The organism is Bradyrhizobium sp. CCBAU 51765 (assembly GCF_015291725.1).
GTDB lineage: Bacteria > Pseudomonadota > Alphaproteobacteria > Rhizobiales > Xanthobacteraceae > Bradyrhizobium > Bradyrhizobium liaoningense.
Window position 1 is genome coordinate 8,374,728 of record NZ_CP030038.1, and the last position, 26,667, is coordinate 8,401,394.

Genomic DNA, 26,667 nt, shown 5'->3' on the forward strand with positions numbered 1-26,667 from the left:
CATGTCGATGCAGAATGTGGCCCCTGCGCTTCAGTTCACCCCACCCAGGCGCAATGAGCTGACCCACATTCCCGGCGACGAAGGCTGGCCGATCATCGGCAAGACGTTTCAGGTGCTCGCCGACCCAAAGGGCCATATCGAAGCCAACGGCGCCAAATACGGCCTAGTCTACCGTACGCATTTTTTCGGCGAGACCAATGTCGTGCTGCTCGGGCCCGAGGCCAACGAGCTCGTGCTGTTCGACCAGCAGAAGCTGTTCTCCTCGACGCATGGCTGGAACAAGGTTCTGGGCCTGCTGTTTCCGCGCGGATTGATGCTGCTCGATTTCGACGAACATCGCCTGCATCGCAAGGCGCTGTCGGTCGCCTTCAAGTCCGGTCCGATGAAGTCCTATCTCGGCGATCTCGACCGCGGCATTTCTGCGCGCGTCGCGCAATGGAGGGCAAAGCCCGGCGAGATGCAGCTTTATCCGGCGATGAAGCAGCTTACGTTGGATCTCGCTGCGGCCTCGTTCCTCGGCGCCGATATCGGGCCTGAGGTCGATGAGATCAACCGCGCCTTCGTCGATATGGTCGCCGCCTCCGTCTCCCCAGTCCGCCGCCCCTTGCCCGGCACCCAGATGGCGCGAGGCGTGAAGGGACGCAAGCGCATCGTCGCCTATTTCCGCGAGCAGATTCCGCTCCGCCGCGGCAATCATGGCGGCGACGATCTGTTCTCGCAGCTCTGCCGCGCCACCCATGAGAACGGCGCGCTGCTCTCGGAGCAGGACATCATCGACCACATGAGCTTCCTGATGATGGCGGCGCACGACACGCTGACCTCGTCGCTGACGTCCTTCATCGGCGAGCTCGCCGCCAATCCGGACTGGCAGGACAGGCTGCGCGCCGAGGTGCTCGCGCTCGGTCTTGCCCCGGGGGCGCCCAGCAGCTTCGACGATCTCGAAAAGATGCCGCTGTCGGAAATGGCGTTCAAGGAAGCGTTGCGCATCAGGCCGCCGGTGCCGTCGATGCCGCGCCGCGCGATGCGCGATTTCAGCTTCAAGGGCTTTGCGATCCCTGCCGGCACGGCGATCGGCGTCAATCCGCTCTACACGCACCATATGAAGGAGATCTGGCCGGAGCCGGACCGGTTCGATCCGCTGCGCTTCACCGAGGAAGCGCAGCGTGGCCGCCACCGCTTCGCCTTCGTGCCGTTCGGCGGCGGCGCGCATATGTGCCTCGGCCTGCACTTCGCCTACATGCAGGCGAAATGTTTCGCGCGGCACTTCTTGCAGAACATCGAGGTGTCGCTCGCGCCCGGCTACAAGCCGGACTGGCAGATGTGGCCGATCCCGAAGCCGCGGGATGGGCTGCGGGTGACGGTGAAGGCAGTTTAGCCTCTCGTGTCCCGGACGCGCGAAGCGCGAGCCGGGATCCAGAATCTCGCGACACCTTCAGCTTGGAGAGATGGGCCCCGGCTCTGCAGCGTATCGCTGAAGGAGCGCTGGGCTGCGTCCGGGGCACGAGAGCGCCGCTTACGCCCCCTGATCGAACGCCTTGCGCAGAGCCACATAGCCCTGCTGCTGCTGGCTCCAGTTGCGGCCGCCGGTGATGGCGCCGTCGACGACGAGGTCGTGGCCGTTGACGAAGCTGGATTCGTCGCTGGCCAGGAACACCGCGGCATGGGCGATGTCGTCGGGGAGGCCGGCGCGCGGGATCGGCTGCGCGGTCTTGTAGACCTCGCGCATCACGGCCGGCGTCTTCTCCGCGGCATCGGTCGAGAGCCCCAGCGCCTTGCCGAAGATGCCGGTTGCGATCGCGCCCGGCGAGATCGAGTTGACGCGGACGTTGGATTCGCCGAGCTCCATCGCCACGCATTTGGTGAGATGGATCACCGCCGCCTTGGCCGCGCTGTAGACCATCGACGACGAGAAGCCGGCGAGGCGGCCGGCAATGCTGCCATTGTTGATGATGCTGCCTGAGCCCTGCTTCTTCATGTGGGGCGCGGCGTGCTTCATGCCGAGCATGACGCTGCGCACCAGCGTTGCCATTGCCGCATCGAACCGCTCGGCCTCGAGGCCCTCGATGCCGCCGGTCTGCGCCGGCCCGCCGGCATTGTTGAACAGGCAGTCGATCCTGCCGAATTTCTCGACCGCGAGCGCGATCAGCGCCTGCATCTGCGCTTCGACCGTGACGTCGGTCTGGCGGAAGATGCAGTTGGCCCCGAGTTGCTTCGCCAGTGCCTCGCCCTCAGCTACGCGCCGGCCCGCGATCACAATTTTGGCACCTTCGGCAACGAAGACTTCCGCAGTGCGCAATCCGATCCCGCTTGTCGCCCCCGTGATCACTGCAACCTTGCCGTCCAGCCTGCCCATGGAATGTTCCTGTTTTCGAGTGATTTGATGCCAAATGGCGCATGTCGGCCGCCGCCGTCGCCGGAGCGGCCACTATCCCTGCCCGCTTTCGACAAGGCAAGCTATGCTTGTGCAGGCGGCATGCGTAACGTTCTCACGGGCCGCTCGATGTTCGAACGCATATCGCAACTGGGCTGCGCATGGGGAAGCTGATCGACGAGTTCCGCAAGGGCTGGCAGGGCGCGGCGCCGCCCTCGCTCGGTCTGAGCATCTCGTTTGCGCTAGTCTGCCTGTTGGCCGCAACCCTGGTCCGCTGGGGGCTCGCTCAAGTTCGTCCCGACATCTACTTCACGCCGTACTTTCCGGCCGTGTTCTTTGCAGCTGCCCTGGGCGGATTCCGGATCGGCGTGATCACGGCGCTGATCGGCGGTGTGCTTGGAGTCGTCCTGAATTTCGGCGATGCCTTTGCCGATCGCGCGCGCTTTGCCCTGCTGGCCCTTTATTGGGCCGTCTGCGCGATAACCATCTGGGGTGTCGAGCACTATCGCACCATGCTGGCCGAGCAGCGCCGGATCTCCAAACGCCTGATCGAGGAAGAAGAGTATCGCAAGCTGCTGGTCGAGGAACTGCAGCACCGGCTGAAGAACAAGCTGTCGACGGTGCATGCCGTGCTGCACCAGGTGCTGCACGACCACCCGCAGGTCTGGGCCCGGGTCGATCCCCGGCTGCGCTCGCTGGCCGCAACGGACGATCTGATCTCGCGGATCGACAAGGGCGGCTGCGATATCCGCGACCTCCTGATCTCGGAGCTCGGCCCCTATGGCCATGTCCGCTTCACCCTCAATGGCGATCGATTGTTCCTGCCGCCGAAGCTCGCGGTCACGCTGTCATTGATGTTTCACGAGCTTGCCACCAATGCAGGCAAGTATGGCGCATTCTCCTCACCGCGCGGCCTGCTGCAGGTGTCCTGGACCATCAGCGACGACCGCCTGACCATCACCTGGGACGAAACCGAAGGGCCGAGCGTGGACAAGGTGTCCGAGCCCGGCTTCGGCACCAAGTTGCTGAAATCGGCATTGTCGTCCTTCGACGGCAGGACCGAGATCTCGTATCTGAAGACCGGGCTGCATTGCATCATGCAGTGCCGAATCCCGCGAAGCGAATAAAACGCGAGAGGTCCGCTCCTCCCCCGCTTGCGGCGTGGCGCAAGCGCGTATGGCATATTGCGCGAGATGAGCACGCGCCTCGTCCTTCGAGACGACCGCTTCGCGGTCTCCTCAGGACGAGGCTAAGCGGCATCGGTGCTCGCGTGATATCGCGCAACACACTCCGGTCCTCATCCTGAGGGCGCGCCCACGGCGGGCATCTCGAGGGATGGCCGCAGGCCGAAATCGCTCCACGCGGATACTTCGCAGTTTCGCTTTGCGCGTTGACCCTCTGTTAATGACGATCGCCGGCGCGCGTCGCATCGTCGCAAGTTTTCTCCAAAACACCCCCGTATTTCTCCTGGCCCCTTAACCAAACTTAAGAGGGAACTGCGCAACATCGCGCCCATTGCAAAGGCGCGCCGAAACAACAAGATTCATGACTTGTATGAACGACAATACATATTCCGGTGCGACTGAAGCCGAGCTCAGTTTTCTCAAGGAAATCGTTAGAATGCTACCTGCCGGCCTCACCGTGCAGGACGCGCATGGCGAGCTTCTGCTGGTCAACGATGCCGCCGCCGCCCAGCTCGGCATGGACGGCAGCCGTCACTCACCCGACCTGGCCCCGCGACAGGAAGCCTGCCGGCAGGCGCTGAGCGCCGGCCAGGCGGTGGTGACAGAGGAGGCGCTTCACGTCGGCGCCGCGCGCCAGGTGCTGCTCACGACCCATCGTCCCGTTCGCCTCGCCGGGCGCGAGCTCCTGATCTCGGCATCCTCCGACATCACCGAGCAGAAGAATTTCGAAGACCAGCTGTTCCGCTCGGCCTATTTCGACGAGCTGACCGGATTGCCCTCGCGGCGCGTGATCGAGCACCGCGCCAACAATCTGCTCGCGACGGGTCACGGCGGCGAGCGTTTCGCGCTGGCCTTTCTCGACGTCGACAATTTCAAGCACATCAACGACTATTACGGCCACCCCGTGGGAGACGCGCTGCTGGTCGAGCTGTCGAAGCGGCTCGGGCGCGACCTGCGCGATTCCGACATGCTGTCGCGCATCTCCGGCGACGAATTCCTGCTGCTGCTCTCCCCGATCCAGAGCCAGGAGGAAGTCGCCGAGTTCATGCAATCGACGCTGGAGCGGCTGACTGCACCGTTCTTTATCGACAATTCGGAAGTCTTCGCCTCGACCTCGGTCGGCATCAGCCTCTATCCCGACCATGGAAGCAGCTTCGAGACGCTGCGGCAGAACGCCGACATCGCGATGTACCGCATCAAGAACAACGGCAAGGGACTGGCGACCTTCTTCGATACCAGCATGGAGCGCGAGGCGCAGGCGCGGATGAAGGTCGAGCAGTCGCTGCGGCTCGCCATCCTGGAAAAGCGCTTCTGCTGCGCCTTCCAGTCCAAGGTCGACATCCGCACACAGGCGGTGAAGGGCATCGAGGCCCTGGTCCGCCTGCGCGACGACGAAGGCGTGATCCAGGCGCCCGGTTCGTTCATCAATCTTGCCGGCGAGCTCGGGCTGATCGACGAGCTGACCCATCTCGTGCTCGCCGAGATCGTCAAGTCGATCGACCTGATCAACGACACGTTCGGCGCGGATACGACGATCAGCATCAACGTTGCCGCCAAGCAGGCCGGCAATCCCGAATTCATGCGCAGCTTCGCGCGGGCGCTGGACGACACCGGCTTTCCGCAGCGATTCATGATGGAAGTGACGGAAGACGCCTTCGTCGCCAAGAATCATTTCCAGGCCGAGATCCTGCCGATGTTCCGCAAGCTCGGCGTCGGCATCTCCATCGACGATTTCGGCACCGGCTATTCCTCGCTCTCGGCGCTGGCCGACATCACCGCGGACGAGATCAAGATCGACCGCTCCTTCATCACCGACATCCATAAGCGCCCGCGCAGCCAGGGCATCCTGCGCGCGATCGAATCCTTGAGCGAAGCCCTCGGCATGACGGTGGTCGCCGAAGGCCTCGAATCCTACGAGGAGCTCGCCTATCTCCAGGCGGCAACGAAGATCCGCTACGCGCAGGGCTACTACTTCTCCCGGCCGATCTTCCTGGAAGAGCTGAAGCTCGCAACGCCCGTATCAAGCGAGGCGCGGGTCAGCGTGGCAAGCCGCCCGATGCAGCAGAACCGCCAGGGTTATTCGCGGGCGAGCGGGTATCGGCGGTAGGTCGACGGCGCTCCAATCTCGCTGTCGTCGCCCGGCTTGACCGGGCGACCCAGTATTCCAGAGACAATCGTTATTGAATCGATGGGGCGCGGCGTACTGGATGCCCCCGGTCAAGCCGGGGCATGACAGTGGGGGTGGGGCGGCACCTCAATGCCCCATTTCCCCCTTTGAAATCGCTACACTTTTGCTAATACACAGGCGGACCTCCCCGAGGTATCTCATGCCTGCCGCCTCCTCCTCGATCAGCGATCCCGCCTATCTCCGTGCTCGCGCGATGGAGACGCTGTTCGAGCGGCTGGAGAAGCTCTGCGAAGGTGCGATTGCGATCGATCGCGGCGGACGCGTCGTCTACGTCAACGAGAAATATCTCGCCGCGCTCGGCCTTGAGCATCCGACCGAGGCGATCGGCCGATCGATCGAGGAGGTCATCCCGAACAGCCTGATGCGGAAGGTGGCCGAGACCGGCGAGCCGATCCTGCTCGACATCATGGAGCTCGGCGGCGAGCAGCTCGTCGTCACCCGCATGCCGATCGAGGACGAGAACGGGACGGTGATCGGCGCGATCGGCTTCGTGCTCTATGATCATCTCGAAAGCCTGAAACCGCTGCTCGCCCGCGTCGCCCAGCTCGAGAGCGATCTGCGGCTGGCGCGGCGGCAATTGTCCAACGCCCGCGCCGCGCGCTTCACCTTCGCTGATTTCGTCGGCAACACGCCGGGACTCGCGCAAGCCAAGGAGCTCGCAAGCCGTGCCGCGCGGCAGAGCGTCACCGTGCTGCTCACCGGCGAGACCGGAACGGGAAAGGAGATGCTGGCGCAGGCGATTCACAACGCCTCCTCGCGCGCGGAGAAGCCGTTCGTCAGCGTCAACGTCGCCGCGATCCCGGACACGTTGATCGAGTCGGAGTTCTTCGGCACTGCGCCGGGCGCCTATACCGGCGCCGACCGCAGGGGGCGCGAGGGCAAATTCCGCATCGCCGACGGCGGCACGCTGTTCCTCGACGAGATCGGCGAGATGCCGCTGCAATTGCAGGCCAAGCTGTTGCGCGTGCTCCAGGAACGCGAGATCGAGCCGCTCGGCTCGGACAAGATCTCGAAGGTGGACGTGCGCGTGATCGCCGCCACCAATGTGGATTTGCGCAAGCGCGTCAGCGACGGCGCGTTCCGGCCCGACCTTTATTATCGGCTCAACGTGCTCGCGATCGAGCTGCCGCCGCTGCGCCATTGCCTCGACGATCTCCCTGATCTCTGCGCCCGGCTGCTCGACGACATCAGCGGATCGGGCGACTACGTCAAGGCGAAGATCACGCCGAGCGCGCTCGCCGCGCTCGCGCGCTACGACTGGCCGGGCAATGTCCGCGAGCTCCGCAACATCCTCGAGCGCGCGCTGATCCTCAGCGATTCCGGGCGGCTGACCGGCGAGGACGTCGCGCGCATCCTCCCGGTCGACACCGAGGTCAGGCTTGCGCCGCCCGCGCGACCGGCCGCAGCGGTGGTGCCCTATGCCGAAGCCGAGGCGGAGTTCGAGAAGCACACGCTCGAACAGGCACTCGCCGCCAGCAACGGCCAGATCACGGAAGCCGCCAGGATGCTGCGGATCTCGCGCGCGACCTTCTACAAGAAGCTCGCCAAGTTCGGCCTCGCGACAGGACCCGCTGCCGTCTGAGTTTCGAGACTCCCCGTGTCCGGAGTCTCGGATTCCGGACACGGTGCCTGGCTACTCTTTGGCTGCAGACATGCGGAAAATGCCGCAGCTTTGGCCACTTTCCGCGAATTGACGGCCTCTGGCGCGGACCTTGCTCTCGTCTGCCTTCTCTCGTGGGGAGCAAGCTGTTCCAGGGCCGATCCCCGCGATAAGATCAATGCAAAACAATAACGGCATGCAATCGAAGGGAGCGGGAGGAACGCCGTGAGCCATCATCCAGCTCTGCCCTACTTGCGCAACTCCGAGAAGGGCAAGGTCGTCTCGGCGAATGAAGCCGTCATGCTGATCCGCGACGGCGACACGGTGGCGACCGGCGGCTTCGTCGGCATCGGCTTTGCCGAGGAGATCGCCATCGCGCTGGAGGAGCTCTATCTGTCCCACGAGGGGGATGCGCCCTATACGCAAGGCAAGCCGCGCAATCTGACACTGGTCTATGCGGCCGGTCAGGGCGACGGCAAGCAGCGCGGCCTCAATCATTTCGGACATGAAGGCCTGGTCCGGCGCGTGATCGGCGGGCATTGGGGCCTTGCGCCGAAACTGCAGCAGCTCGCGATCGCGAACCGGATCGAGGCCTATAACCTGCCGCAGGGCGTCATCACGCATCTGTTCCGCGACATCGCCGCGCACCGGCCCGGCCACATCACCCGCGTCGGCATGGGCACCTTCGTCGACCCCAGGGAAAGCGGCGGCAAGCTGAACGCACGCACCACCGAGGACCTGGTGGAGCTGATCACGCTGCGCGGCGAAGAGTGCCTGCTCTACAAGACCTTCCCGATCGATGTCGGGATCATCCGCGCCACCACGGGCGATCCCGACGGCAACCTCACCATGGAGAAGGAGGCACTGACGCTGGAGGCGCTGGCCATCGCCATGGCGGCGCATAATTCCGGCGGCATCGTCATCGCCCAGGTCGAGCGCGTGGCCGAGGCCGGCAGCCTCAATCCGCGCCAGGTCAAGATTCCCGGCATCCTCGTCGACTGCGTGGTCGTGGCGAGGCCGGAGAACCACTGGCAGACTTTCGGCACGCAATACAATCCGGCCTTCTCGAGCGAGATCCGCGTCCGTGCCGCCTCTCTGCCGGTGATGCCGATCAGCGAGCGCAAGATCATCGCCCGGCGCGCCGCGCTGGAGCTGAAAGCCAACAGCGTCGTCAATCTCGGCATCGGCATGCCCGAAGGGATCGCCTCCGTCGCCAATGAGGAGCGGATCATCGATCTGATCACGCTGACGGCGGAGCCGGGCGTGATCGGCGGCATCCCGGCGAGCGGCATCGATTTCGGCGCGGCGATCAATACGCAGGCGGTGATCGACCAGCCCTACCAGTTCGACTTCTACGATGGCGGCGGCTTGGATGCGGCCTTTCTCGGCCTCGCCCAGGTCGACCGCGCCGGCAACCTCAATGTCAGCAAGTTCGGGCCGAAGCTGGCCGGTGCCGGCGGCTTCATCAACATCAGCCAGAATGCCAAGGAGGTCGTCTTCGTCGGCACGTTCGGTGCGGGCAAGCAACGCATCGCGGTGCGCGACGGGAAACTCGTCATCCTCGACGAAGCCAAGTCGCGCAAGTTCGTCGATCGCGTCGAGCACGTCACCTTCAGCGGCCCGTTTGCCGCCGCGCGCAAGCAACGCACGCTGTACGTCACCGAGCGCTGCGTGTTCGAGCTCAGGGACGACGGGCTCGAGCTCACCGAGGTCGCGCCCGGCATCGACATCGAGCGCGACATCCTGCGCCTGATGGATTTCAAGCCGCTGATCCCGCGCGACCCTGTGCTGATGGACGCGCGAATCTTCGGCGAGGGTCTGATGGATCTGCGCGAGCGCCTGCTCACCATCCCGCTCGATCAGCGCTTCACGCTGGACGAGCAGCAGAACCTGTTCTTCGTCAATCTGGAGCGCTATCCACTACGCAGCAAGGCCGAGATCGACACCATCGCGTCCCTCGTCGAGGCTAGGCTGGCGCCGCTCGGCCGCCGGGTCTACGCCATCGTCAATTATGACAACTTTTCCATCCTGCCGGAGCTGATGGACGATTATTCAGCCATGGTGCGCAGCCTCGTCGACCGCTTCTATTCCGGCGTGTCGCGCTACACCACGTCGGGCTTCCTGCGCATCAAGCTGGGTGAAGCCCTGGAGAAACGCGGCGTCGCGCCGCACATCTTCGAAAGCGCGGAGGAAGCGCAGTCGGACTGGCGCCAGGTCGAGGCCGGCGCAGCGAGGCAGGCCCAAAAATGATGCATGCCCGCAAAGGCCAGCCCGCTCCACCGGAAGGTTCAATTGCAATGTTCGCAAGCTTGTGCAAATCGCTGTTACCGAGAAACTTCAAATCAGGAGGGACCATCGTGCGTCGATCACTCATCATAACAACAACCATTGTCGCGCTCGCCGCGGGCGCCTCCGCACAGGCCGACGATCTCAAGATCGCGCTGATCTACGGCAAGACCGGTCCGCTCGAGGCCTACGCCAAGCAGACCGAGACCGGCCTGAAGATGGGCTTTGAATACGCCACCAAGGGCACCATGACGCTCGACGGTCGCAAGATCGTCGTCATCACCAAGGACGACCAGGGCAAGCCGGATCTGGCCAAGGCCGCGCTCGCGGAGGCCTATCAGGACGACAAGGCCGACATCGCGATCGGCACGACCTCGTCGGCCGCGGCGCTCGCCATTCTCCCGGTCGCCGAGGAGAACAAGAAGATCCTGATCGTCGAGCCCGCGGTCGCGGATCAGATTACCGGCGAGAAGTGGAATCGCTACATCTTCCGCACCGGGCGCAACTCGTCGCAAGACGCGATCTCCAACGCAGTCGCGATCGGCAAGCCGGGCGTCACCGTGGCGACGCTGGCGCAGGACTATGCGTTCGGCCGTGACGGCGTCGCCGCCTTCAAGGAGGCGCTCGCCAAGACCGGCGCGACGCTCGCCGCCGAGGAATACGCCCCGACCTCGACCACCGACTTCACCGCCGTCGGCCAGCGCCTGTTCGACGCGCTGAAGGACAAGCCGGGCCGCAAGGTGATCTGGGTGATCTGGGCCGGCGCCGGCAATCCGCTGGCCAAGCTGCAGGACATGGACCCGAAGCGCTACGGCATCGAGCTCTCGACCGGCGGCAACATCCTGCCGGCGCTCGCCGCCTATAAGGGCCTGCCCGGCATGGAAGGCGCGACCTACTACTTCTACGACATCCCGAAGAACCCCGTGAATGACTGGCTGGTCGCCGAGCACCAGAAGCGCTTCAACGCGCCGCCGGACTTCTTCACCGCGGGCGGCTTCGCCGCCGCGATGTCCGTCGTCGCCGCCGTGACCAAGGCGAAGTCCACCGACACCGAGAAGCTGATCACTGCGATGGAAGGCCTGGAGTTCGACACGCCGAAGGGCAAGATGGTGTTCCGCAAGGAAGATCATCAGGCGCTGCAGAGCATGTATCACTTCAAGGTCAAGGTCGACCCGAACGTCGCCTGGGCTGTGCTCGAGCCGGTGCGCGAGCTGAAGATCGAGGACATGGACGTTCCGATCAAGAACAAGCGCTGAGGTTTTCTTGCTTCACCTCTCCCGCTTGCGGGAGAGGCCGGGAGAGGGCTCTATCCTCTCAGGGGGTCTCGCCCGCGGACACACTCTCTCCCCAGCCCTCCCCCGCAAGCGGGGGAGGGAGCGCAGCGCGATCGCGGATATATCGCCGTTCCATCATTCGCCGGACTCCAATGTCTCTCACCCTCGAAACCCGCGACCTCACCATTCGTTTCGGCGGCCATGTCGCGGTCAACAACGTCTCCTGCACGTTTCGCCCGGGCGAGCTCACCGCCATCGTCGGGCCGAACGGCGCCGGCAAGACCACCTATTTCAATCTGATCTCGGGCCAGCTCCGCGCATCGAGCGGCAGCATCCTGTTCGACGGCACCGACATCACGGGGCAGTCCGCGCCGATGCGCACCCGCGCCGGCCTCGGCCGCGCCTTCCAGCTCACCAATCTGTTCCCGAACCTGTCGGTGGAAGAGAACGTCCGCCTCGCGGTGCAGGCCGCCAGCGGCACCCATTACGACATGCTGCGGCCCTGGATGGTGCGCCGCGATTTGATCGCGCGCGCCGACGCCATCCTCGACCAGGTGGCGCTCGGCAGCCGCCGCGGCGTCGCCGCGACCGCGCTGTCCCATGGCGATCAGCGCAAGCTCGAGGTCGCGCTGATGATCGCGCTGGAGCCGAAAGTGTTCATGTTCGACGAGCCGACCGCCGGCATGAGCATCGACGAGGTGCCCGTCGTCCTCAACCTGATCGCGCAGCTCAAGCAGGACAGGAGCAAGATCATCCTTCTCGTCGAGCACAAGATGGACGTGGTGCGCTCGCTCGCCGACCGCATCATCGTGCTGCATAACGGCCAGCTCGTCGCCGACGGCCCGCCCGCGGAAGTGATCGCCTCGCCGATCGTGCAGGAAGCCTATCTCGGCGTCGCGCCCAAGAACACTGCAGGGGACGCTGCAGGGAGCGCAGCATGACTGACCTACTCAAGCTCTCCGGCGTGCACACCCATATCGGCCGCTATCACATCCTCCAGGGCATCGATCTCGCAGTCCCGCAAGGACAGGTCACGATGCTGCTCGGCCGCAACGGCGCCGGCAAGACCACGACGCTGCGCACCATCATGGGCCTGTGGCAGGCCTCGAAGGGCCAGATCATCCTCGCCGGCGAGCGCATCGAGAGCCTTGCCACGCCCGACATCGCGCGGCGCGGCGTCGGTTACGTGCCGGAGAGCATGGCGGTGTTCTCCGATCTCACGGTGAAGGAGAACCTCGTGCTCGCGGCCCGCGACGGGCCGCTCGACGACGCCCAGCTGGATTGGATCTTCGGCTTCTTCCCGGCGCTGCGCCGCTTCTGGCTGTCGCGCGCGGGAAGCCTCTCGGGCGGGCAGAAGCAGATGCTGTCGATCGCGCGCGCCATCATCGAGCCGCGCAAGCTGCTGCTGGTCGACGAGCCGACCAAGGGGCTCGCGCCCGCCATCGTGATGGCGCTGATCGAGTGCCTGAAGGAGATCAAGCGCAAGGGCGCCACCATCCTGCTGGTCGAACAGAATTTCTTCGCCGCCCGCGAGCTCGGCGACAACGTGCTGGTCATGGACAACGGCACCATCGTCCATCGCGGCGAGATGGCGGCGCTCGCCGCCGACGTGCCGCTGCAGGAGCGGATGCTCGGCCTGAGTCTGGAGGCGCATCAGTGAGTGACATTGCCGCAACCGATCCGCTGCCGAAGCCGAAGCGCGATCTCGCACCGATCCTCCTGCCGGTCGCGCTCGCCCTTCTGATGATTCCCCTGATCGGCTCGACCAGCTCCTGGCTGACGCTGACCGTCGCGAGCCTCGCCATGGGCATGATGATCTTCATCATGGCCTCCGGGCTGACGCTGGTGTTCGGCCTGATGGACGTGCTCAATTTCGGCCACGGCGCCTTCATCGCCGTCGGCGCCTATGTGGCCACGCTGGTTCTGGCCCCGTTCGCGGCGTCCATCCAGGCGGATTCGCTCTGGATGAACCTCGCGGTGCTGGCCCCGGCCGCGCTGCTGTCGATGGCGGTCTCCGGCGCACTCGGCCTGGTCGTCGAGCGCGTGCTGATCCTGCCCGTCTACGGCCAGCATCTGAAGCAGATCCTGATGACGACCGGCGGCCTGATCGTCGCCGAGCAGACGCTCTATGCGCTGTGGGGACCGCAGATCATCCCGATGCCGCTGCCGACGTCGCTGCGCGGCTCGTTCATCCTCGGCGACGTCGCGATCGCAAAGTACCGCGTGCTGGCGATGCTGATCGGCCTCGCCATCTTCATTGCGATCCAGCTCGTGCTCAATCGCAGCAAGGTCGGCCTCCTGATCCGCGCCGGCGTCGAGAACCGCGAGATGGTGGAGGCGCTCGGCTACCGCATCCGCCGCCTGTTCCTCGGCGTGTTCATGACGGGATCGGCGCTGGCCGGCCTCGGCGGCGTGATGTGGGCGCTCTATCGCGAACAGGTGCACGCCTCCATGAGCGACGACCTCACGGTGCTGATATTCATCGTCGTCATCATCGGCGGCCTGGGTTCGATCGGCGGCTGCTTCATCGGCGCCATCCTGGTCGCCATGGTCGCCAATTACGGCGGCTTCCTGGTGCCGAAGCTCGCCCTCGTGTCCAACATCCTGCTGATGGTCGCCATTCTGATGTGGCGGCCGCGCGGCCTCTATGCGGTGACCAGCCGATGATGATCCTCTCAGGCGATCCGCCGAAGAGCCGCGTGCTCACGCTCCTTCTCGTCGTCATCATCCTGGCGCTCGCGGCGACACCGTTCCTGTTTCCGGGTGCGAAGGCGCTGAACGTCGCCGCCAAGATCTGCGTGTTCGCCGCGCTGGTCGCCTCCTACGATCTGCTGCTCGGCTACACCGGCTCGGTGTCGTTCGCCCACACCATGTTCTACGGCATCGGCAGCTACGCCATCGCGATCGCGCTGTACGGGATGGGCCCGAACTGGGCCGCGGTCGCAACTGGAATCGTCGTGGGCCTGCCGCTCGCAGCTCTGCTCGCGCTGGCCATCGGGCTCTTTTCGCTGCGCGTCGCGGCGATCTTCTTCGCCATGATCACGCTGGCCGTGGCGTCCGCCTTCCAGGTGCTGGCCTCGCAGCTGTCCTGGCTGACGGGGGGCGAGGACGGACGCAGCTTCCAGCTGCCGGAGCTGCTGCGCCCCGGCACCGTGCTGATCTCCAAGAGCCTGTTCGGCTTCGAGATCAACGGCCGGATCCTGACCTTCTACCTGGTGTTCGCCGTTTCGGCGCTGATGATCCTCGCCTTGCTGCGCGTCGTGAACTCGCCGTTCGGGCGTGTGCTGCAGGCGATCCGCGAGAACCGGTTTCGCGCCGAGGCACTCGGCTTCCGCACCGTGTTCCACCTGACCTACGCCAACTGCCTCGCGGCACTCGTGGCCGCCAGCGCCGGCATCCTGAACGCGCTGTGGCTGCGCTATGCCGGCCCCGATACCTCTCTGAGCTTCTCGATCATGCTGGACATCCTGCTGATGGTCGTGATCGGCGGCATGGGCACGATCTACGGCGCGCTCATCGGCGCCACCATCTTCATCCTCGCCCAGAACTATCTGCAATCGCTGATGGGCGTTGCCTCCAACGCGGCGGGCGAAGCCGGCCTGCCGCTGCTGCCGGGGCTGCTGCATCCCGACCGCTGGCTGCTGTGGCTCGGTCTGCTGTTCATCGCCAGCGTTTACTTCTTCCCGACCGGCGTGGTCGGGCGGCTGCGCAAGGCCGGCGGCGACAAGAGCGCCGGCAGCTCGCATTAAGCCGTTGGTAATGATGCAGCGCGGCGTTTGCTGCGCGCGCCGCGCAACCGTGACGGGCTTCCCGCTGCGCGACGTGCGGACGCCGTTGCTCAACCGGATTAATACTTGGGTAACTTGCTTTCCTAAGGTTTGCGCCATTTGTGCGGTGTATTCCTGTTCCTCATGTGAGGTGGAATGCGCCAGGTCCTTTCTACGGTGGCTGCCGGAATGTCTCTTGCCGCAAGGAGCGGCTGGGAGGCCTTGGCACGACGTAGTCCCGTCCTGTGGTTGACCCTGTGCGGCGTGTTGCTGGTCGCCGGAATCTTCGCCGTCACGGCCATGGCCGTCGGCGAATTCCGCGAGCGGACCCTCGCCAATCGCGAACGCGAGCTGGAAAACACGGTGCAGCTGATCGCGCGGCATTTCGATCAGCAATTCGAGGATTCCGACGTCGTCGCCGCCGATCTGATCGGGCAGATGAACCTGGCCGACATCAGCTCCCCGGCAATGTTCCGCGAGCGCCTGTCCGGACCCGACACGAACCAGATGCTGCGCAGCAAGATCAGCTCCGTGTCCCATCTGGGCGACATCGCGATCTATGATGCCGACGGCGAGCTGATCAACTGGTCGCGGGCCCACCCGCTGCCCAAGATCAATGTTTCGTCCCGGGCCTACTTTCAGACGTTCAAGACGAATCCGCAGTCCGAAACGGTGCTGCTGGAATCCGTCCGCAGCTTCATCATCAACAAATGGACCACGATCGTCGCACGCCGGTTGACCGGCGCCGACGGCATCTTCCTCGGCGCGATGGTGCGCCGGATCGACCCGGACAGCTACCGGCAGTATTTCGCGTCCGTCGCGCTCGCCGAGGGTACGGCCATCTCGCTGTTCGACCGTCACGGCAAGATGCTGGCGCGCCATCCGCATGTCGAAGAGCTGATCGGGCGCAACCTCAGGGATGCACCACTGATGCGGAAGGTGCTCACCAATGGCGGCCAGCAGACTCTCCGCGTCAGGGGCCTCATCGACGACGAGGAGCGGCTCGGCTCGGCGGCGTCGCTGACGCATTTCCCGCTGGTCATCGTCGGCACCAACACCACGGCGGCGGCCCTTGCGGACTGGCGGCAGCAGACCGGCTTCATGGTCACGACCGCAGCGCTTTCAGCCGGCGTCATCGCGCTGATCCTGTATCTGATCATCCGCCAGATCAACCGGCAGAATCGTGAGGCGCAGGAGCGGATCGAAGCGAAGCGGCTTCAGCTCGACACCGCCCTCAACAACATGTCGCAAGGGCTGATCCTGTACGACGCCGCCGGTTACATCGTCACCTGCAACCGCCGCTACGCCGACATGTTCGGCCTCTCCCACGACGTCATCAAGCCGGGCTGCCACATCCGCGAGGCGATGTATCATCGCAAGGAGCGCGGCGCATTCGACGGCGATGTGGAGACGTTTTGCGCCGACGTGATGAGGATCGTCGCAGAAGGCAGGGTCTCCACGAGAATTCATCAGTTGGCCAACGGCCGCGCCTTCCAGGTCATCAACACGCCGCTCGCGCAGGGCGGATGGGTCGCCACGATCGAAGACATCACCGAGCGCCGCAACCTGGAACGGGAGCGCGACCGCAACTACACCTTCCTGCGCGAGATCATCGACCATATCCCCTCGCAGATCACCGTGAAGGATGCGCGCACGCGGCAATATCTGCTGCTCAACGGCGTTGCCGAACAGCTGTTCGGCCAGTCGCGCCAGGATGTCGTGGGCAAGACGGCGTTCGACATCTTCCCCGAGGCGCTCGCCGCCCGCATCACCGAAGACGACAGCAGCGCGCTGGAATCGGCCAGGGGATTGTTCAAGGACGAGCACGCCTGGCAGATGCCGGGTGTGGGGCCGCGTTACATCACATCGAGCCGGATCGGCATTCGCGATGAGGCCGGCGAACCCCGCTATCTCATCCATGTCATCGAGGACGTCACCGAGCGACGCCGCGCCGACGAGCAGATCGCGCATCTGGCGCATTACGATGCGCTGACCGACTTGCCGAACCGAACCCTTTTCCGCGAGCAGATCGAACGCGAGCTGGCGAAGGTCGCCGGCGGCGAACGGTTCGCGCTGCTCTACATCGACGTCGACGAATTCAAGGGCATCAACGACTCGCTCGGCCATCACGTCGGCGACGAGCTGTTGAAGGCGATCGCGGACCGTCTCCGCGGCTGCCTCAAGCCGGGCGACCTGATCGCGCGGCTCGGCGGCGACGAGTTCGCGGTGATCCAGACCGGGATCGAATCCCCCGCCGACGTGCTGTCCTTCCTGACGCGGATCTACCAGGCGATCCGGCAGCCCTATCGTTGTCTCGGCCATCAGCTCTCCACCGATGCCAGCATCGGGATTGCGCTGGCGCCGCAGGACGGCGCCGATCTCGATCAGCTGATCAAGAACGCAGACCTTGCATTGTACGGCGCCAAGGCCAATGGACGCCGCACCCACCGCTTCTTCGAGCCGGAGATGGACGCGAGCGCCAAGGCGCGCCTGAGCATGGAGCTGGATTTGCGGCAGGCCCTCGTGAATGGCGGCTTCGAGATTCACTATCAGCCGCTGGTCGATCTGCGCACCAACGAAGTATCCGGCTGCGAGGCGCTGCTGCGCTGGCGGCATCCCGAGCGCGGCATGGTGTCGCCGGCGGAGTTCATTCCGGTCGCCGAGGACACCGGCATGATCAACGAGCTCGGCGACTGGGTGTTGCGGATGGCCTGCAACGAGGCCGCGACCTGGCCGGCGCATGTGCGCGTCGCGGTCAACGTCTCGCCGGTGCAGCTCAAATGCGACACGCTGGCATTGCGGATTGCGGGCGCGCTCGCCGCCTCCGGGCTGAACCCGCGTCGGCTCGAGCTCGAGATCACCGAGGCCGTGCTGATCCGCGACGACGAGGCGGCGCTCTCGATCCTGCATCAGCTCCGCTCGATCGGCGTGCGCATCGCGCTCGACGATTTCGGCACCGGCTACTCCTCGCTGAGCTATCTGAAGCGCTTCCCGTTCGACAAGATCAAGATCGACCGCTGCTTCGTCGTCGACATCGCCGAGGCGAGCGGCTCGCCCGTGATCGTGCAGGCGGTGGTGAACATTGCGGCCGCCAGCAGCATGACCACGGTCGCCGAGGGTGTCGAGACCGAGGCACAGCGCGACATGCTACGCGCGCTCGGCTGCACGCAGATGCAGGGCTATCTGTTCAGCGCCCCGAAGCCGGCGAGCGAGGTGCGAAAGCTGTTCGGCCCCGGCGACGCAGCGCCCGTGGCTGCGGTGGCCTGATGGCGAGGTCAAGGACAGCTCCGGCCACAGCCGTCGACGTTGCGGATTCCTACGCCGTACGGCTGATGCAGCACCTGGTGGTGCCCACCTTCGTGATCGACCCCAAGCGCCGTGTGGTGATCTGGAACAGGGCCTGCGAACGATTGACCGGCGTCGCCGCCTCCGAGGTGATCGGTACCGGCAAGCACTGGCAGGCCTTTTACGAGACCAGGCGCCCTTGCCTTGCCGACCTCGTCGCGCTGGACCGTCCCGAGCAGCTGCCGGAGTACTATTCTGAATATGCCGCGCGCGGCCATAACGGCCTCGGCTTCTCCGCGGAGAACTGGTGCGTGATGCCGAAGCTCGGCAGCCAGCTCTATCTCGCCATCGACGCCGGCCCGATCCACGACGAGGCCGGCGGGCTGATCGCGGTGGTGGAGACGCTGCGCGACCTCACCGACCAGAAGCGCGCCGAGATGGCGCTGAAGGAGCTCGCCACCAAGGACGGGCTGACCGGCCTGTCGAACCGCCGCTCCTTCGACCAGATGCTGTCGGACGAATGGGCGCGCGCCCAGCGCACGCAGAAGCCGCTGGCGCTGCTGTTCGTCGATGTCGATCATTTCAAGCTGTTCAACGACCGCCACGGCCACCAGAGCGGCGACGAGTGCCTGCGCGCGGTTGCCGCCGTCGTCAGCCGGCACGCGGTGCGCCCGCTCGATCTCGCCGGCCGTTATGGCGGCGAGGAGTTCGCGCTGATCCTGCCGGACATGGATTGCGACACCGCCTGCAAAGTGGCCGAGGCGATTCGCTGCGCGGTCACGGCGTTGCAGATCGCCCACGGCGCCACGGGCGCCGGCGACCACGTCACTCTCAGCGTCGGTGTCGCCAGCCACATCCCCGGCGGTGCCGACGGCGGCCCCGACCGGCTGCTGGGCGCCGCCGACGAGGCGCTCTATGTGGCCAAACGCCTCGGCCGCAACCGCATCATCTGCGCCGAACGGGTGCTTGCCGAATTCGCCGCCCTCGGCCGGCAGGCGGCAATGGTTCCGGCCCCTGTCCGGCGCAAATCGGCTTGAGCGCATGCGGCGAGAAGCGGTTGCCCACCCCTCGCCAATCGGCTAAATGAAACCCACTGCACCCGTAGCTCAGCTGGATAGAGCGTTGCCCTCCGAAGGCAAAGGTCACACGTTCGAATCGTGTCGGGTGCGCCAGATTTTGCCAGCGGTTTTCATGCCGGCACTCACGTCAACATCGCGACAATCGCCTGGACCTGATCGGAGGCGGACGTCACCAGTCCATCATACGACGTTTGGCCGTGTGCGGCGGCTTTCAGGATGCATTCGGCCACGGCCGCTTTGAGACCGAAGACCGATTGATGGGCCGGCACGTTCGCCATCACGGTTTCCAGGGCCTGACGCATCGTCTGAATGAGCTCGGAGCTGTATTTCATTGGCTGTCCTCCGCGGGCTCATATTAGATCGCGTGCCCATGCTTGCCACTCACAAGCCCGGGATTGCTGTTTGAGATTGTTTGAGAATCAACGTCTCAATTCAAACGCCAGATCGCCGCATTGAGCACGCCGGCAAACGCGACCCACGCCGCGTAAGGTACGAACAAGGCGGCTGCCAGTCTGTCTCGTGACATCTCGAGGCCGATGTAGGTCACGATCGCGGCGAACAGGCCGATGAGGATGACGAGCGCGGCGCCGATCTGGTGCATCGTGAACATGACCGGAGACCAGATGAAATTGAGCGCCAGCTGTGCCGTCCAGACCAGCATCGCCCTTCCCGACGGCGCACGACGATAGGTCCGCCAGCCCGCGACGGCGATCATGATGTAAAGGATGGTCCACGCCACCGGAAACGCCCAGTTCGGCGGCACGAAATCCGGCTTGGCCAGGCCCGCATACCACTCTCCGGGAAGATTGGTCGCGCCGATCAGCCAGCCGATGCCGACCACGGCGACGACGAAGACCAGCAACTGAAACATCCATCACCTCGCGCTTCCCCTGGCCCGATTGTATCATCTTTCCATGAGCGAACCCGACACTGTGACCGGCGCAGCCTCGCCGGTGCGCAAGATCATCCATATCGACATGGATGCCTTCTATGCATCAGTGGAGCAACGCGACAATCCGCAGCTGCGCGGAAAGCCGGTGGCGGTCGGAGGCTCCGCGGAACGCGGCGTCGTCGCGGCTGCCAGCTACGAGGCCCGCAAGTTCGGCGTTCGCTCCGCCATGCCGTCGGTGACGGCGAAGCGGCAATGTCCAGAGCTGATCTTCGTCAAGCCGCGCTTCGAGATCTACAAGGCGATCTCCAGGCAGATCCGCGACATCTTCGCCGAGCACACGGCCATCGTCGAGCCGTTGTCGCTGGATGAGGCCTATCTCGACGTGACGGAGAACCTGCAAGGCATCCCGCTGGCGCGGGACATCGCGCGGAAGATCCGCGAGAAGATCAAGGCCGAGACGGGCCTCAACGCTTCAGCGGGCATCTCCTACAACAAGTTCCTGGCCAAGCTCGCCTCGGACCATCGCAAGCCCAACGGCCAGTTCGTGATCGCGCCGGAGATGGGGCCGGCCTTCGTCGAGACGCTGCCGGTCGGCAAGTTCCACGGGATCGGCCCGGCGACAGCTGCGAAGATGAATGCGCTCGGCCTGTTCACCGGCCGCGATATCCGCAACCAGACGCTGGAGTTCATGAACGCGAATTTCGGCAAGTCCGGCGCCTATTACTATTGGATCTCGCGCGGCGTCGACGAGCGGCCGGTGCGGGCCAACCGGATCCGCAAGTCGATCGGCGCGGAGAACACGTTCTCGATCGACCTCGACGCATTCGACGCGCTGGTCGCCGAACTCAGGCCCCTCGTCGACAAGGTCTGGCGCCATTGCGAGACGACCGGCAATCGCGGCCGCACCATCACCCTGAAAATCAAGTTCGCCGACTTCGAGATCATCACGCGCAGCAGGTCCGTCGCTGCGGCCGTCGCGGGCCGGGACGAACTGGAGCGGCTGGCCTGCGGCCTGCTCGAAGCCGAGATGCCGCTGCCCAAGCGCGTCAGGCTGTTGGGGGTCTCGCTGTCCTCGCTCCAGGTCGGCGGCGATTCGGAGCCGCAGTTGACGCTGGGCATCTGAATCCGGCCGGAGGACCGCTTCGGCGAACGCGACATCTTTAGCAGCGACGCGGCCCAAAACCTGTCGTAGAGACGTCAAACAGGTCTTTTCGCGATTGATGTTGGAATGCTTGCCTTATTGATACGCCTCGGACTGCGCTTCGAAGACCGCCTCGAGGAGCGGCGATTTGTCGACCAATATGTCCGGAGCAGCCTCGGATGGACGCAGATCGCAATGCTGCTCGGCGCCGCCACCTATGCCGGCTACACGCTCTGGGATTGGGTGCTGTACCCCGAAGTGGTTCCGATCACGCTCGCAATCCGCGGCGGCACGGCCGTATTTATCCTGCTGCCGCTGACGGCGCTGCTGTCGCGACGATGGATGAAGCCCTGGGCGGAGACGATCTTCCTCGTCTATTGCGTCATTCCCGGCTGCATCCTGCCCAGCATTTATCTGGTGCTGCCGTCGGGCTTCACGTTTGCCGCGCCCGGCATGATGATGATCATCCTGTTCGTCTCGACCATGCTGCCGTTGCGGATCGGCTCGCTGGCGATTTTCTGTTTGCTGTCGTGGGTGGCGCTGCTGGTCGCCGAGTCGTTCGCGACGACGATGCCGACCGGGCTGAGCTTCATCAATCATTCTCTCGTCGGCAACGCCTACGCGTTGTCGCTCTACGCCGTCGCTGCGCGCGAATACCGGGCGCGAAGACAATTCCGGACGTCGGAGGCGCTGCAGCGGGAAAAGGAACGCTCGGAGAAATCGCTGCGCGACCTGCGCGCGACCCAGGAGCAGCTCGTGCAGGCGGAAAAGCTCGCCTCGCTCGGCCAATTGGTGGCCGGTGTCGCGCACGAGGTCAACACCCCGCTCGGCCTCGCCCTGACAACCTCGACCGCCATGCAGACCGATCTGCAAACGATGGCTGACGCCTTGGGCGGACCATCGGTCCGGCGTTCCGACCTGACCAAGGGCATCGACAGGCTCAAGCAGGGGCTCAGTCTGACCTTCGACAATCTGCACCGCGCATCCGAGATGGTGCAAAGCTTCAGGCAGGTCGCCGTCCATCAGGCCGACGAGGACCGGCGGACGTTCGAGCTCAAGGACTGGCTGTCGGAGTTGACGTCCAAGCTCGGGCCATTGCTGTCGCATCATGGCCTGACGATCGAGGTCCGATGCCCGGCGGGAATCGAGCTCAACAGCTACCCCGGAGCGCTTGCCCAGGTGATCAGCAATCTCGCCCTCAATAGCGCAGGGCATGCCTATCCCGACAAGAGAGGCGGCCGGTTTGTCCTCACGGCCAGCCAGCCGGACCCGACATCCGTCCGCCTCGTCTGCGCTGATGAGGGCGTCGGAATTCCCGAGGAGTTACAGGCGCAGATCTTCGATCCGTTCGTCACGACTGGTCGGGAGAGCGGCCATGCCGGCCTGGGTCTGCACATCGCCTTCAATCTGGTGGCCTCCTCGCTGAACGGGCGCCTGCGGCTCGAGAGCACGACGGGTCCGGGGACTCAGATCGCCATCGAGATTCCGCTCCAGGCATGACTCCCGCGGCCACGTTGGAGCCGCCTCGAAAAGCGAACACAGAGCGCCCGACGAGTGCGACCGTCGGTGACGGATTTTCAGGCCCGCCACCGTTGAAAGTCGATCTGCTCGAACCGCTCAATGCCTCACGTGCTCGAACACCACGATCACGCCGGTCGGTTCGGGCTCATGCGCCATCAGGCGCGTCAGGTCGGAATCGCCCCAATCGGCGAGGCTGACGACCTCGCCGCTCTGGCGGTCGGTGTCGGCACCGGGCGATGCTGCAGGCTCGAGGACCTTGAGGCCCATCTCGTCGACGAAGAAGGTGTGCTCGCCGAACATGCTGTTGAGCTGCGGCATCGCGGGATGTTCGTCGGGCAGCACCTGAGCGCCGAGTTGGTTGACGGTCTGCTTCACCTGTTCGGATGTGAGCTTCATGAGCTGCTCCGTTTCTGTCTGCGGTTTCATTGACCCAGGCGGGAGCATGCGTTCCCTGCCCTTGTCCGCCTGGCTCAAAGTCCCGAACAGGCGCTGCGGACAAATGTTCCTGCAGAATGTATTTTCGTGATCACGCGCGGCATCTGCCGCGCTCGCGGCACGAATTCGTCACGGGATGCACACGTTCTCGCTGTTCCGCGCGCTACTCGACAGCCTCGACGATCCGGATATCGCGATCCGCGCCATCACCGAGCAGGTCGTGCGCGGCCTTGTAGGCCGGGCTCTCATACGCCGCCTTGGCGCTCGCGACGTTGTCGAACTCGATGAGAACGACACGCTCCATCTGGCCGAGCTCGAAGACGGCCGCGGGTATCCCGCGCGCGATCACACGGCCACCCGCCGCTTCGATCGCCTGGCGCGACACGTTGGCATAGGCGGCCATCGCATCGGGGTTCTTGATCGCACGATAGGTCGCAACCCAATAAGCTTTCGCCATTGTTCTTCTCCAGGTTGTTGTGAGTGCTATTCGCCGCGGTTCTCGCCGACCGACAAAGCGCAGATGCGTGACAGATAGGTGTAGGGCAGGCCGGTCTCCCCGGCCCAGGCGTTGAACTGCGCCTGCACCTTGGCGAGATCGCCCTTCGACTTGACCTCTTCGGCGATGTCGAGACCTGCATCGCGCAGGCAGACCACCACGTCCTTGGACGTCACGAAACCGTCCCAGCCGACGAAGCGCAGCAGCATCTGGCCGGTGTTGCCCCCTAGCCGGCTGCCGCGCTTGTTGAGCAGATCGAGCAGGCCGATCTCGTCGGACGATGGCCACTTCGCCAGAAACCTGCCGAAGCTGCCGTGCTGCTTCGCGATCTCCTGCACGAAGGCGGCGTTGTCGCGCACCGACATGATCTTGGCGCCGTTGCGCACGATGCGCGCGTCGCGCAGCAGGCCCTCCCAATAGTCCTCGGGCTGGAAGGTGAGCTTGGCGGGCTGGAAATGCAGGAACGTGTCTTCAAAGCCGTCCCATTTCGAATCGATCACGCTCCAGGCGAAGCCGGCGCAGAACACCCGCCTGGTCATCTCGGCGAGGATACGGTCGTCGCCGAGCTTGGCCAGCCGCTGGAGGTCCGGCTTGGCCGGCATCAGTTTCTCCAGCGCCTTGGGCCCGCCCTTGCGCTTCTCGGCCCGCGCGCGAATGGTCTTGAAGGGGGTCATGTGAACACAGGTATTGAGGGCAGGCCACGACACCAGAATTCGGCGATCCGGTCCAGCCCCCGCATTGCCGCCCCTTGCGCTCTGCAACGGGACGCAGCATGCTGTCGCTCATAGGATTGACGCAAAGGGGCGGCCGGGCTGGTCTGCTTCTTGCTTCATTTTTGGAATTCCCTAACATTTTGATCTCTGGCCGTCGGATTTTCCATGCGCTGCCTGGTCGTGGCCGACCTGCACTATTCGCTGCCCCAGCTCGACTGGCTGGTCAGTGCGGCGCCGCAATTCGACCTTTTGATCTTCGCCGGCGATGCGCTCGACATCGGCTCGATCGTGGACTTCCGCGCCCAGATCGTGGTGGTGAAGAAGTACCTCGCGCTCCTTGCCGCGCAGACCCGCGTGATCCTCTGCTCCGGCAATCACGACCTGGACGAGCGCAGCACCGAAGGCGAAAAGGTCGCACGCTGGATTTCGGAGGTGCGCGAGCTGGGCATTGCCTGCGACGGCGACAGCTTCAGCATTGGCGACACATTGTTCACGGTGTGCCCGTGGTGGGACGGGTCCCTGGTGAAGCAGCGCATCGTCGAACAGTTGCGCGATGCCGCCACCGGGCGGCTGCGGCGCTGGATCTGGGCGCACCACGCGCCGCCGGCGGATTCACCGACGAGCTGGGGCGGCAAGCGCTTCTTCGGCGACGTCGAGCTGGTGCAATGGATCATGCAATACCAGCCGTCGATGGTGATCTCGGGCCATGTGCACCAGTCACCGTTCATCACCGGCGGCTCGTGGTTCGACCGGCTGGGCCAGACCTGGGTCTTCAACACCGGCCTGCAACCGGGCCGGCCGCCGACCTGCATCGTCCTCGACCTCGACGCGGACAAGGCATTCTGGCTCGCTGCCGGCGAAGCCCAATGGATCGACCTGAATGCGCCGCTGAAGCGCCCCGCCGCCCCCGTCGAGGCGCCACCCGACTGGCTCACATTCTTGGATCGGATTTCCGATCCGAGCCTGGCGAGACCTCATGCGGCGGCAGGTTGATCATGCTCTGGAGCACCTCGCCGACCATGGCCAGATGCGTGCCCTGGCCGGCATATTGCCGCTTGAGATCGGCGAGATAGGTGTTGGCGACATTGAGCCGCTGCGCCAGCATCTTTGCGATCAGCAGGGCCACACCCGGCTCCTTCTCAAGGAACGAGGCGGCGTCCTCGAACTCATAGACGATCGCGTCGGTGCAGGCCCGCACGGTGGCGGTGTGCGGCTGGCCCAGCAGCACGGACATCTCGCCGAGCACGGCGCCGGGTTCAGTGACGGTGGCCACCACCATCTCACCCTTGAGCACCTCGAGCTTGCCTTGCATCAGTACGTAGAGGTGGCCGCTGGTGCCACCCTCGTTGACAATCAGCGTGCCGGCGGCGACCTGCCGCTCCGTTCCGCCGGTGCAATAATCCAGGACTGCGCGCATCGCAGAAGCTCCCGTCGCTGCGGACCCCATCGCCCCAGACCAGAGCATGATCCGTGCCACCCGACAAATCAACGCGTCCATGACGGGCGCCACAGCACTTGGCGAGGTGGACCGCGCCAGTCACCAGGGCCGGTATCCCCAAAAACCGCCTCCGTCGCCAGGCCGCGCATGTCCGAGGCCGCGCACCGGCCGCATGGTCGGTGCTGCCAACCCTGCGGCTGAAAACGAACAGCGCGTTTTCGCGTGCCGTGCGTCACACCCGGGAGAGCGAGGGCACCTCCTCCGGCACGATCGCCCGAAGCCCGCCGAAGCGGCGCTCGCGGCCGTGGAAGGCGGCGAGCGCCTCGCTGAGATCGCCCGCATCGAATTCGGGCCACATCCGCTCGGTGAAATGCAGCTCGGCATAGGCGCCCTCCCAGAGCAGGAAGTCCGACAGCCGCTTCTCGCCCGAGGTGCGGATGATGAGATCGACATCGCGAAGGCCAGCCTCGCCGGTGACGAGCTGCGAGAACGCCTCGCGGGTGAGGCTGGTGAGCGCGGCCGCTTTCGCCGCCGCGCTGAGGATCGCATCGCGAGCTGAGTAATCCACGGCGATGCGCAGATGCAGCGCGCTTCCGCGGGCGGTCGCCTCTTCGGCGCGCGTGATCGCGGTGGCGATGCCGTCAGGCAGCCGATCGCGGCGGCCGATCACGGTGAGACGCACGCCGTTCCTGACCAGGCTCTGCACCTCGTTGGCGAGATAGAAGCGCAGCAAGGTCATCAGCGCCGCGACCTCCGCCCTCGGCCTTCGCCAATTGTCCGCCGAGAAGGCGTAAAGCGTCAACGTGCCGATGCCCTGCTTGGGCGCGGCCTCGACGATTCGGCGGATGGTCTCGACGCCGGCCTCGTGGCCGCGCACGCGGGACAGGCCGCGCCGCGTCGCCCATCTGCCGTTGCCATCCATGATGATGCCGACATGGAGCTTCTCGTTGCGCGACGTGGATTCGCTTTGCATTGCAAAGTCTCCGGTCAGTAAAAG

23 protein-coding genes and 1 tRNA gene are annotated in these 26,667 nt (G+C 64.9%); 16 read left to right on the forward strand and 8 right to left on the reverse strand.

All coding sequences use genetic code 11. From position 1 onward, the window contains the following. Position 1 precedes the first annotated feature (1 nt). Entirely contained in the window at positions 2-1,375 is a 1,374-nt protein-coding gene (locus XH96_RS38770; protein ID WP_194390488.1) for a cytochrome P450, read from the forward strand. A 138-nt stretch (positions 1,376-1,513) separates the two neighbouring features. On the opposite strand, the gene XH96_RS38775 is transcribed toward XH96_RS38770, so the two are convergent. Beyond that, positions 1,514-2,353 (reverse strand): SDR family NAD(P)-dependent oxidoreductase, encoded by an 840-nt coding sequence (locus XH96_RS38775; protein WP_194390489.1) that lies wholly within the window; start codon positions 2,351-2,353, stop codon positions 1,514-1,516. A 179-nt stretch (positions 2,354-2,532) separates the two neighbouring features. Here XH96_RS38775 and XH96_RS38780 point away from each other — a divergent pair, with 179 nt between their 5' ends. From XH96_RS38780 to XH96_RS38835, 12 genes are all read left to right on the forward strand, one after another. Beyond that, positions 2,533-3,498 (forward strand): sensor histidine kinase, encoded by a 966-nt coding sequence (locus XH96_RS38780; RefSeq protein ID WP_194390490.1) that lies wholly within the window; start codon positions 2,533-2,535, stop codon positions 3,496-3,498. 427 nt (positions 3,499-3,925) lie between these two features. After that, complete coding sequence (locus XH96_RS38785) at positions 3,926-5,662, forward strand: bifunctional diguanylate cyclase/phosphodiesterase (protein WP_194390491.1); 1,737 nt, start codon at positions 3,926-3,928, stop codon at positions 5,660-5,662. A 220-nt stretch (positions 5,663-5,882) separates the two neighbouring features. Then, entirely contained in the window at positions 5,883-7,325 is a 1,443-nt protein-coding gene (locus tag XH96_RS38790; RefSeq protein WP_194390492.1) for a sigma-54-dependent Fis family transcriptional regulator, read from the forward strand. A gap of 243 nt (positions 7,326-7,568) precedes the next feature. Next, positions 7,569-9,593, forward strand: a complete 2,025-nt coding sequence (locus XH96_RS38795) for an acyl CoA:acetate/3-ketoacid CoA transferase (protein WP_194390493.1) — start codon at positions 7,569-7,571, stop codon at positions 9,591-9,593. 107 nt (positions 9,594-9,700) lie between these two features. Continuing rightward, positions 9,701-10,885 (forward strand): substrate-binding domain-containing protein, encoded by a 1,185-nt coding sequence (locus XH96_RS38800; RefSeq protein WP_194390494.1) that lies wholly within the window; start codon positions 9,701-9,703, stop codon positions 10,883-10,885. 170 nt (positions 10,886-11,055) lie between these two features. Further along, positions 11,056-11,844, forward strand: a complete 789-nt coding sequence (locus XH96_RS38805; RefSeq protein ID WP_194390495.1) for an ABC transporter ATP-binding protein — start codon at positions 11,056-11,058, stop codon at positions 11,842-11,844. Then, positions 11,841-12,563: an ABC transporter ATP-binding protein gene (locus tag XH96_RS38810; RefSeq protein WP_194390496.1), complete on the forward strand. Its 723-nt coding sequence runs from the start codon at positions 11,841-11,843 to the stop codon at positions 12,561-12,563. The genes XH96_RS38805 and XH96_RS38810 overlap by 4 nt, the downstream gene beginning before the upstream one ends. Next, positions 12,560-13,570 carry a branched-chain amino acid ABC transporter permease gene (locus XH96_RS38815; protein WP_028176859.1) on the forward strand — a complete coding sequence of 337 codons (1,011 nt, stop codon included), beginning with the start codon at positions 12,560-12,562 and terminating at the stop codon, positions 13,568-13,570. Before XH96_RS38810 ends, XH96_RS38815 begins: the two co-directional genes overlap by 4 nt. Next, positions 13,567-14,652 carry a branched-chain amino acid ABC transporter permease gene (locus XH96_RS38820; RefSeq protein WP_194390497.1) on the forward strand — a complete coding sequence of 362 codons (1,086 nt, stop codon included), beginning with the start codon at positions 13,567-13,569 and terminating at the stop codon, positions 14,650-14,652. The genes XH96_RS38815 and XH96_RS38820 overlap by 4 nt, the downstream gene beginning before the upstream one ends. Positions 14,653-14,826: 174 nt before the next feature. Continuing rightward, positions 14,827-17,937: an EAL domain-containing protein gene (locus tag XH96_RS38825; protein WP_194390498.1), complete on the forward strand. Its 3,111-nt coding sequence runs from the start codon at positions 14,827-14,829 to the stop codon at positions 17,935-17,937. Next, positions 17,937-18,992, forward strand: a complete 1,056-nt coding sequence (locus XH96_RS38830; RefSeq protein WP_194390499.1) for a sensor domain-containing diguanylate cyclase — start codon at positions 17,937-17,939, stop codon at positions 18,990-18,992. Before XH96_RS38825 ends, XH96_RS38830 begins: the two co-directional genes overlap by 1 nt. A gap of 58 nt (positions 18,993-19,050) precedes the next feature. Next, a tRNA-Arg gene (locus XH96_RS38835) sits at positions 19,051-19,127 on the forward strand. Positions 19,128-19,156: 29 nt separating this feature from the next. Here XH96_RS38835 and XH96_RS38840 read toward each other — a convergent pair. Both XH96_RS38840 and XH96_RS38845 read right to left on the reverse strand, forming a co-directional pair. Next, a complete protein-coding gene (locus XH96_RS38840; RefSeq protein WP_194390500.1) occupies positions 19,157-19,366 on the reverse strand; it encodes a hypothetical protein in 210 nt (69 codons plus the stop codon). Between the two features lie 95 nt (positions 19,367-19,461). Continuing rightward, positions 19,462-19,905, reverse strand: a complete 444-nt coding sequence (locus tag XH96_RS38845; protein ID WP_194390501.1) for a TspO/MBR family protein — start codon at positions 19,903-19,905, stop codon at positions 19,462-19,464. Positions 19,906-19,948: 43 nt separating this feature from the next. Here XH96_RS38845 and dinB point away from each other — a divergent pair, with 43 nt between their 5' ends. Together dinB and XH96_RS38855 are read left to right on the forward strand one after the other, a co-directional pair. Further along, positions 19,949-21,049 carry a DNA polymerase IV gene (gene dinB / locus XH96_RS38850; protein ID WP_194390502.1) on the forward strand — a complete coding sequence of 367 codons (1,101 nt, stop codon included), beginning with the start codon at positions 19,949-19,951 and terminating at the stop codon, positions 21,047-21,049. Positions 21,050-21,154: 105 nt separating this feature from the next. Beyond that, positions 21,155-22,567, forward strand: coding sequence for a sensor histidine kinase (locus XH96_RS38855; RefSeq protein ID WP_194390503.1), 1,413 nt, complete (start codon positions 21,155-21,157; stop codon positions 22,565-22,567). A 117-nt stretch (positions 22,568-22,684) separates the two neighbouring features. Here the strand turns inward: XH96_RS38855 and XH96_RS38860 are convergent, their stop codons facing one another. The 3 genes from XH96_RS38860 to XH96_RS38870 all read right to left on the reverse strand — a co-directional run bounded on the left by XH96_RS38860 (position 22,685) and on the right by XH96_RS38870 (position 24,193). Beyond that, positions 22,685-22,984: a hypothetical protein gene (locus XH96_RS38860; RefSeq protein ID WP_194390504.1), complete on the reverse strand. Its 300-nt coding sequence runs from the start codon at positions 22,982-22,984 to the stop codon at positions 22,685-22,687. Positions 22,985-23,186: 202 nt separating this feature from the next. After that, on the reverse strand, positions 23,187-23,480 hold the full coding sequence (locus tag XH96_RS38865; RefSeq protein ID WP_028181239.1) for a DUF1330 domain-containing protein: 294 nt from the start codon (positions 23,478-23,480) through the stop codon (positions 23,187-23,189). Between the two features lie 26 nt (positions 23,481-23,506). Continuing rightward, positions 23,507-24,193, reverse strand: a complete 687-nt coding sequence (locus XH96_RS38870) for a DNA-3-methyladenine glycosylase I (protein ID WP_194390505.1) — start codon at positions 24,191-24,193, stop codon at positions 23,507-23,509. Between the two features lie 204 nt (positions 24,194-24,397). Between XH96_RS38870 and XH96_RS38875 the strand changes: the two genes are divergently transcribed. Beyond that, positions 24,398-25,225: a metallophosphoesterase gene (locus tag XH96_RS38875; RefSeq protein WP_194390506.1), complete on the forward strand. Its 828-nt coding sequence runs from the start codon at positions 24,398-24,400 to the stop codon at positions 25,223-25,225. On the opposite strand, the gene XH96_RS38880 is transcribed toward XH96_RS38875, so the two are convergent. Continuing rightward, on the reverse strand, positions 25,164-25,649 hold the full coding sequence (locus XH96_RS38880; protein ID WP_194390507.1) for a Crp/Fnr family transcriptional regulator: 486 nt from the start codon (positions 25,647-25,649) through the stop codon (positions 25,164-25,166). The genes XH96_RS38875 and XH96_RS38880 overlap by 62 nt on opposite strands. A 253-nt stretch (positions 25,650-25,902) precedes the next feature. Then, positions 25,903-26,643, reverse strand: coding sequence for a di-trans,poly-cis-decaprenylcistransferase (locus XH96_RS38885; protein WP_194390508.1), 741 nt, complete (start codon positions 26,641-26,643; stop codon positions 25,903-25,905). Positions 26,644-26,667: the final 24 nt, after the last annotated feature.